Source organism: Desertihabitans aurantiacus (assembly GCF_003344635.1).
GTDB classification, from domain to species: Bacteria; Actinomycetota; Actinomycetes; order Propionibacteriales; family Propionibacteriaceae; genus Desertihabitans; species Desertihabitans aurantiacus.
Map to the genome: position 1 here is coordinate 1 of NZ_QPKK01000250.1, position 5,631 is coordinate 5,631.

Annotated in this window: 3 protein-coding genes; all 3 read left to right on the plus strand. The window is 72.6% G+C overall.

The window, feature by feature from the left end:
• Positions 1 to 2,178, plus strand: a 2,178-nt coding sequence (locus DVA66_RS16380; RefSeq protein ID WP_408608925.1) for an alpha-1,4-glucan--maltose-1-phosphate maltosyltransferase, incomplete at its 5' end; no start/stop codon positions are given.
• Positions 2,175 to 3,581: a phosphotransferase gene (locus DVA66_RS16385; RefSeq protein ID WP_114561034.1), complete on the plus strand. Its 1,407-nt coding sequence runs from the start codon at positions 2,175 to 2,177 to the stop codon at positions 3,579 to 3,581. The genes DVA66_RS16380 and DVA66_RS16385, both read left to right, overlap by 4 nt.
• Positions 3,582 to 5,631, plus strand: a 2,050-nt coding sequence (gene glgB / locus DVA66_RS16390; protein ID WP_114561035.1) for a 1,4-alpha-glucan branching protein GlgB, incomplete at its 3' end; no start/stop codon positions are given.

The following is a 5,631-nucleotide window of genomic DNA, read 5'->3' on the forward strand; positions in this document are numbered from 1 at the left end:
CCCCGCGGTCCCGGCCGGACCGCTCGACGTCAGCCCGCCCGACCGGACACGGGAGCGCAGCCGCCCGCGCGTCCGAAGGCTCCCGCCCGGACGCCCGCCGCGGCGCCGTCCGGCGCCAGCACCCCCACCGCCGCACCGGCCACCTCGCAGGCACCGGCGCTCGGCGTCCCGATCGGCCGGATCCCGGTGGTCGCGGTCAGCCCGGTGGTCGAGGGCGGGCGCTACCCGGCCAAGGCCTCGGTCGGCGAGCGGTTCCCGGTGCGGGCCAAGGTGTTCCGCGAGGGCCATGACGCGGTCAACGCCTCGGTCATCCTCACCTCGCCGGGCGGCGTCGAGACCCGGGTCGACATGACCGCGCTGCCGCCGGCCGGCCTGGACAACTGGGAGGCCTCCGTCGTCCTGGACGAGGTCGGCCCCTGGACCTTCCGGGTCGAGGGCTGGTCCGACCCGTGGCAGACCTGGGTGCACCACGCCGAGGCCAAGCTGCCGGTGGCCATGGACGTCGAGCTCGTCTGCCTGGAGGGCCAGCAGGTGCTCACCGCCGCGGCCGCGATCGCCGAGGCCGCCGGACGTCCGGGCGACGCCGCGCTGCTCACCGGGACGGCCACCGCGCTCACCCCCGACACCGCCCCGGAGGAGCTGCTCGACATCGCGCTCAGCCGCAGCGTCCGGCGGGCGATGGCCACCCACGGCCCGCGTGAGCTGCTCTCCCCCACCCCGGACTACCCGGTCTTCTGCGACCGGCAGCGCGCACTGTTCTCCGCCTGGTACGAGTTCTTCCCCCGCTCCCAGGGGGCCGTCTACGACGAGCAGCGCGAACGCTGGGTGTCGGGCACCTTCGACTCCTCCCACGAGCGGCTCGAGGCGGCGGCGGCGATGGGCTTCGACATCGTCTACCTGCCGCCGATCCACCCGATCGGCACCGCCTTCCGCAAGGGCCCCAACAACACCCTCACCCCCGGCCCGGGCGACCCGGGCTCGCCGTGGGCGATCGGGGCGGCCGAGGGCGGCCACGACGCCATCCACCCCGACCTGGGCGGCTGGGACGACTTCGACCGGTTCGTGGCGAAGGCCACCGAGCTCGGGCTGGAGGTCGCCCTCGACCTCGCTCTGCAGGCCTCGCCGGACCACCCCTGGGTGACCGAGCACCCGGAGTGGTTCTCGCTGCGTCCCGACGGCACGATCGCCTACGCCGAGAACCCGCCGAAGAAGTACCAGGACATCTACCCGATCAACTTCGACCGCGACCCCGAGGGCATCTACGCCGAGGTGCTGCGGATCGTCCGGCTGTGGATGTCGCACGGCGTCCGGGTGTTCCGGGTCGACAACCCGCACACCAAGCCGGTCAACTTCTGGGCCTGGCTGCTCGCCGAGGTGCGGCGCACCGACCCCGACGTCATCTTCCTGGCCGAGGCCTTCACCAAGCCCGAGATGATGCGCACCCTGGGCAAGGTCGGCTACCAGCAGTCCTACACCTACTTCACCTGGCGCAACGAGAAGTGGGAGCTGGCGGAGTACCTGACCGAGGTGTCGCAGGAGACCGCCCACATCATGCGGCCCAACTTCTTCGTCAACACCCCCGACATCAACCCGACCTTCCTGCAGAGCGGGCTGCCCAGCGCCTTCACCATCCGTGCGGTGCTGGCGGCCACCATGTCGCCGACCTGGGGCGTCTACTCCGGGTTCGAGCTGCTGGAGCACGAGCCGCTGCGCCAGGGCGGGGAGGAGTACCTGGACTCCGAGAAGTACCAGTACCGGCCCCGCGACTTCGACGCCCCCGGCAACCTCGGCATGCTGCTCGGCCGGCTCAACGCCATCCGCCGGGCCCACCCGGCGCTGCAGCAGCTGCGCGACGCCACCCTGCAGCACGTCCCGGACGCCGAGGTCTTCGCCTTCAGCAAGACCGCGACCACGTCCTCGGGTGAGGACCACGTCATCGTGGTCTGCAGCCTCAACCCCTACGTCACCCGGGAGAGCGAGGTCTACCTCGACCTGGCCGCGATGGGGCTGCCCGAGGACGCCGTGCTGGAGGTGGTCGACGAGCTGACCGGGGCCACCTACCACTGGGGCGCGCGCAACTTCGTCTCCCTCAGCCCGGCCGCCCCGGCGCACGTGCTCAGCGTCCGCGCCGTCAACGGCCAGGCGCTGGTGACCGGCGGCGCGGACGCGAGCCGATGAGCGAGCGGGACCTCTTCGGCCACATCTCGCGGACCCGCTGGTTCGGGGGCAAGGGACGCCACGCCGAGCTGGTCCGGGTCGACCCGCTGCCCTGGCTGACCGCACCCGGGGAGTGGCCGGCGGTGCGCGCCGAGATCGCCGAGATCGGCTACCCCGACGACGAGGTCGAGTTCTACCAGCTGCTGCTGTCCTACCGGCCGGTGGGCGGGGACGCCGACCCTGCGGCGCTGGGCACCGACGAGCTGCCCGACCTGGGGCCGGTGGTCCGCTCCGACGCCACCCGCGACCCCGAGGCGATGACCGCCCTGCTGCGGGCGGTGGTGGAGCAGCGCGAGGCCTCCAGCGACACCGCGACCCTGCGCTGCCGCACGGTCGAGGGCCACCCCCTGACGCCCGACCTGGCGCCGCGGCTGTTCGGCGGTGAGCAGTCCAACACCTCGGTGATGTACGGCGACGTCGCGATGGTCAAGGCCTTCCGCCGACTGGAGACCGGGGCCAACCTCGACATCGAGGTGCACCGTGCCCTGGCCGGCGACGAGCGGGCCCGGGCGGCCCGGCTGCACGGCTGGATCGAGGCGGAGTGGCAGTCGGGTCGCCGCCGGCACTCCGCCGACCTGGCGATGGTGGTGGAGCAGCTGCGTCAGGCCGCCGACGGCTGGGAGCTGGCCCTGGAGGCCTGCACGGCCGGCCGCGACTTCAGCACCGAGGCCGAGGCCCTCGGCGTCGCCCTGCGCGGGGTGCACGCGGCGCTCGGCGACCACTTCCCGCGCGGGTCGGTCTCGGGTGAGGCGCTGGCCCGCACGATGGGACGCCGGTTGCAGGCCGCCGCCCGGGAGACCGTCGAGCTGCTGCCGACCGTGGAGGCGGTGCAGGAGCTGTTCGACCGGGTCCGACCGCTGACGGTGCCCACCCAGCGGGTGCACGGCGACTTCCACCTCGGCCAGACCCTGCACACCGCCGACGGCTGGAAGATCATCGACTTCGAGGGCGAGCCGTTGAAGAGCCTGGACGAGCGCCGCGAACCGGACTCGCCCTGGCGCGACGTGGCCGGCATCCTGCGCTCCTTCGACTACGCCGCCGGCAGCGCCGCCGCCGCGGCGGCTGTCGCTGCCGCCGACCGGCAGGTGCCACCCGAGACCACTGCCGCGACCGCCCGTTGGGCCGCCGACTGCACCACCGCCTTCCTGCGCGGCTACGGCTCGGGCTCGGTGCTGGCGGCCGAGGAGGAGACGCTGCTGCAGGCCTACGTCGCCGACAAGGCGGTGTACGAGGTGGTCTATGAGGTACGCAACCGCCCGGCCTGGGTAGGGATCCCCTTGCGGGCGATCGAGCGGCTGGTCGCCGACGACGAGGCGCCCGCTGCGAGACGGCACGACGACACGACGACCGGAGAGGACCGCTGAATGGCATTCGACCCTGAGGGTGGCCTGCGGGGCTGGGACTTCGAGGGCTTCCACAACGGGCACGACACCGAGGTCTGGCGCCGGCTCGGCGCGCACCCGATCACGGTGGCCGACGACGAGCGTGGCTCGGTGGACGGCACCCGGTTCTCGGTCTGGGCGCCCAACGCCCAGCGCGTCCAGGTGATCGCCGACTTCAACTACTGGTCCGGCGACGAGATGCGGATGATCCCCGGCTCGGGCATCTGGGCCACCTTCATCGAGGGCGTCGGCCCGGGCGCGGTCTACAAGTTCCGCATCCAGGGTGCCGACGGGGTCTGGCGCGACAAGGCCGACCCGATGGCCCGGCAGGCCGAGGGTCTGCCCTCCACGGGTTCGATCGTGCACCGCAGCGGGTACGAGTGGGGTGACGCGGAGTGGCTGGAGCGCCGGGCGTCCGCGCGGGCCCACGCCGAGCCGATGAGCGTCTACGAGGTGCACCTGCCGTCCTGGCGGCCCGGCCACACCTACGCCGAGCTGGCCGACCAGCTGGTCGAGTACGTCACCTGGCAGGGCTTCACCCACGTCGAGCTGATCGGGCTGGCCCACCACCCGTTCCTGGGCTCCTGGGGCTACCAGGTGACCGGCTACTTCGCCCCGTTCGCCTCGATGGGTTCCCCCGACGACCTGCGGCACCTGATCGACCGGCTGCACCAGGCCGGCATCGGCGTCATCATGGACTGGGTGCCGGGGCACTTCGCGATGGACGAGTGGGCGCTGGCCAACTTCGACGGCAAGCCGCTCTACGAGCACCCCGACCCCCGCCGCGGGATCCACCTGGACTGGGGCACCTACATCTTCGACTTCGGCCGCAGCGAGGTGAAGTCGTTCCTGCTGTCGAGCGCGCTGTTCTGGGTCGACCAGTTCCACGTCGACGGGCTGCGGGTGGATGCCGTCGCCTCGATGCTCTACCTCGACTACTCCCGCACCGACTGGCTGCCCAACCAGTACGGCGGCCGGGAGAACCTGGAGGCCATCGAGCTGCTGCAGACGGTCAACAAGCACCTCTACCAGCGGGTGCCCGGCATCATCACGGTGGCCGAGGAGTCGACGTCCTGGCCGGGCGTGACCCGTCCGGTGCACGAGGGCGGGCTCGGCTTCGGCTTCAAGTGGAACATGGGCTGGATGAACGACTCGCTGCGCTACCTGGGTCGCGAGCCGGTCCATCGCCAGCACCACCACTCCGAGATCACCTTCGGCCTGGTCTACGCGTTCTCGGAGAACTTCGTGCTGCCGATCAGCCACGACGAGGTCGTGCACGGCAAGGGCTCGATGCTGGGCAAGGTGCCCGGTGACGATTGGCGCAAGTTCGCCACGCTGCGCGCCTTCTACGCGCTGCAGTGGTCGCACCCGGGCAAGCAGCTGCTGTTCGCCGGCTGCGAGTTCGGCCAGCGCACCGAGTTCAGCGAGGACCGCGGGCCGGACTGGCTGGCCTCGGGCCACTGGGGCCACCGTGGTCTGCAGAACCTCGTCCGCGACCTCAACCGGGTCTACCGGGAGCACCGCGCGCTGTGGGAGCTCGACAACGACCACCGCGGGTTCCAGTGGATCGAGGCCGACGACGCCGGGGGCAACGTCTTCTCCTTCCTGCGTCGCGACCAGCACGGCCAGCAGGTGGCGTGCGTCATCAACTTCTCCCCCGAGCCGCGGCGCGACTACCGGATCGGGCTGCCGGCGGAGGGCCGGTGGCGCGAGGTGCTCAACACCGACGCCGAGTTCTACGACGGCACCGGTGAGTTCGGCAACCTCGGCGCGGTGACGGCCACCGAGGTCGGCTCGCACGGGTTCCCGGCCAGCGCGGCGGTCACCGTACCGCCGCTGGGCGCGGTCTGGCTGGTGCACGACCCGGTCCTCAGCGTGACCGAGGGCACCGACGCCGAGGGCACCGGGGCGGAGCCGGCGCCGGCGCTCGAGGCGGACGCTGGAGCCGCCGGGACGCCGGCCGGGTCGGGCGCACGCGCCGGGTCGTCCGGATCCGCGGGGGCGCCTGAGGCGGCGCCGCGCCGGGCGGCGA

Bases quoted from the DNA above. Each gene is read 5' to 3' on its own strand.
- DVA66_RS16385 (WP_114561034.1), top strand. From the start codon at position 2,175: ATGAGCGAGCGGGACCTCTTCGGCCACATCTCGCGGACCCGCTGGTTC.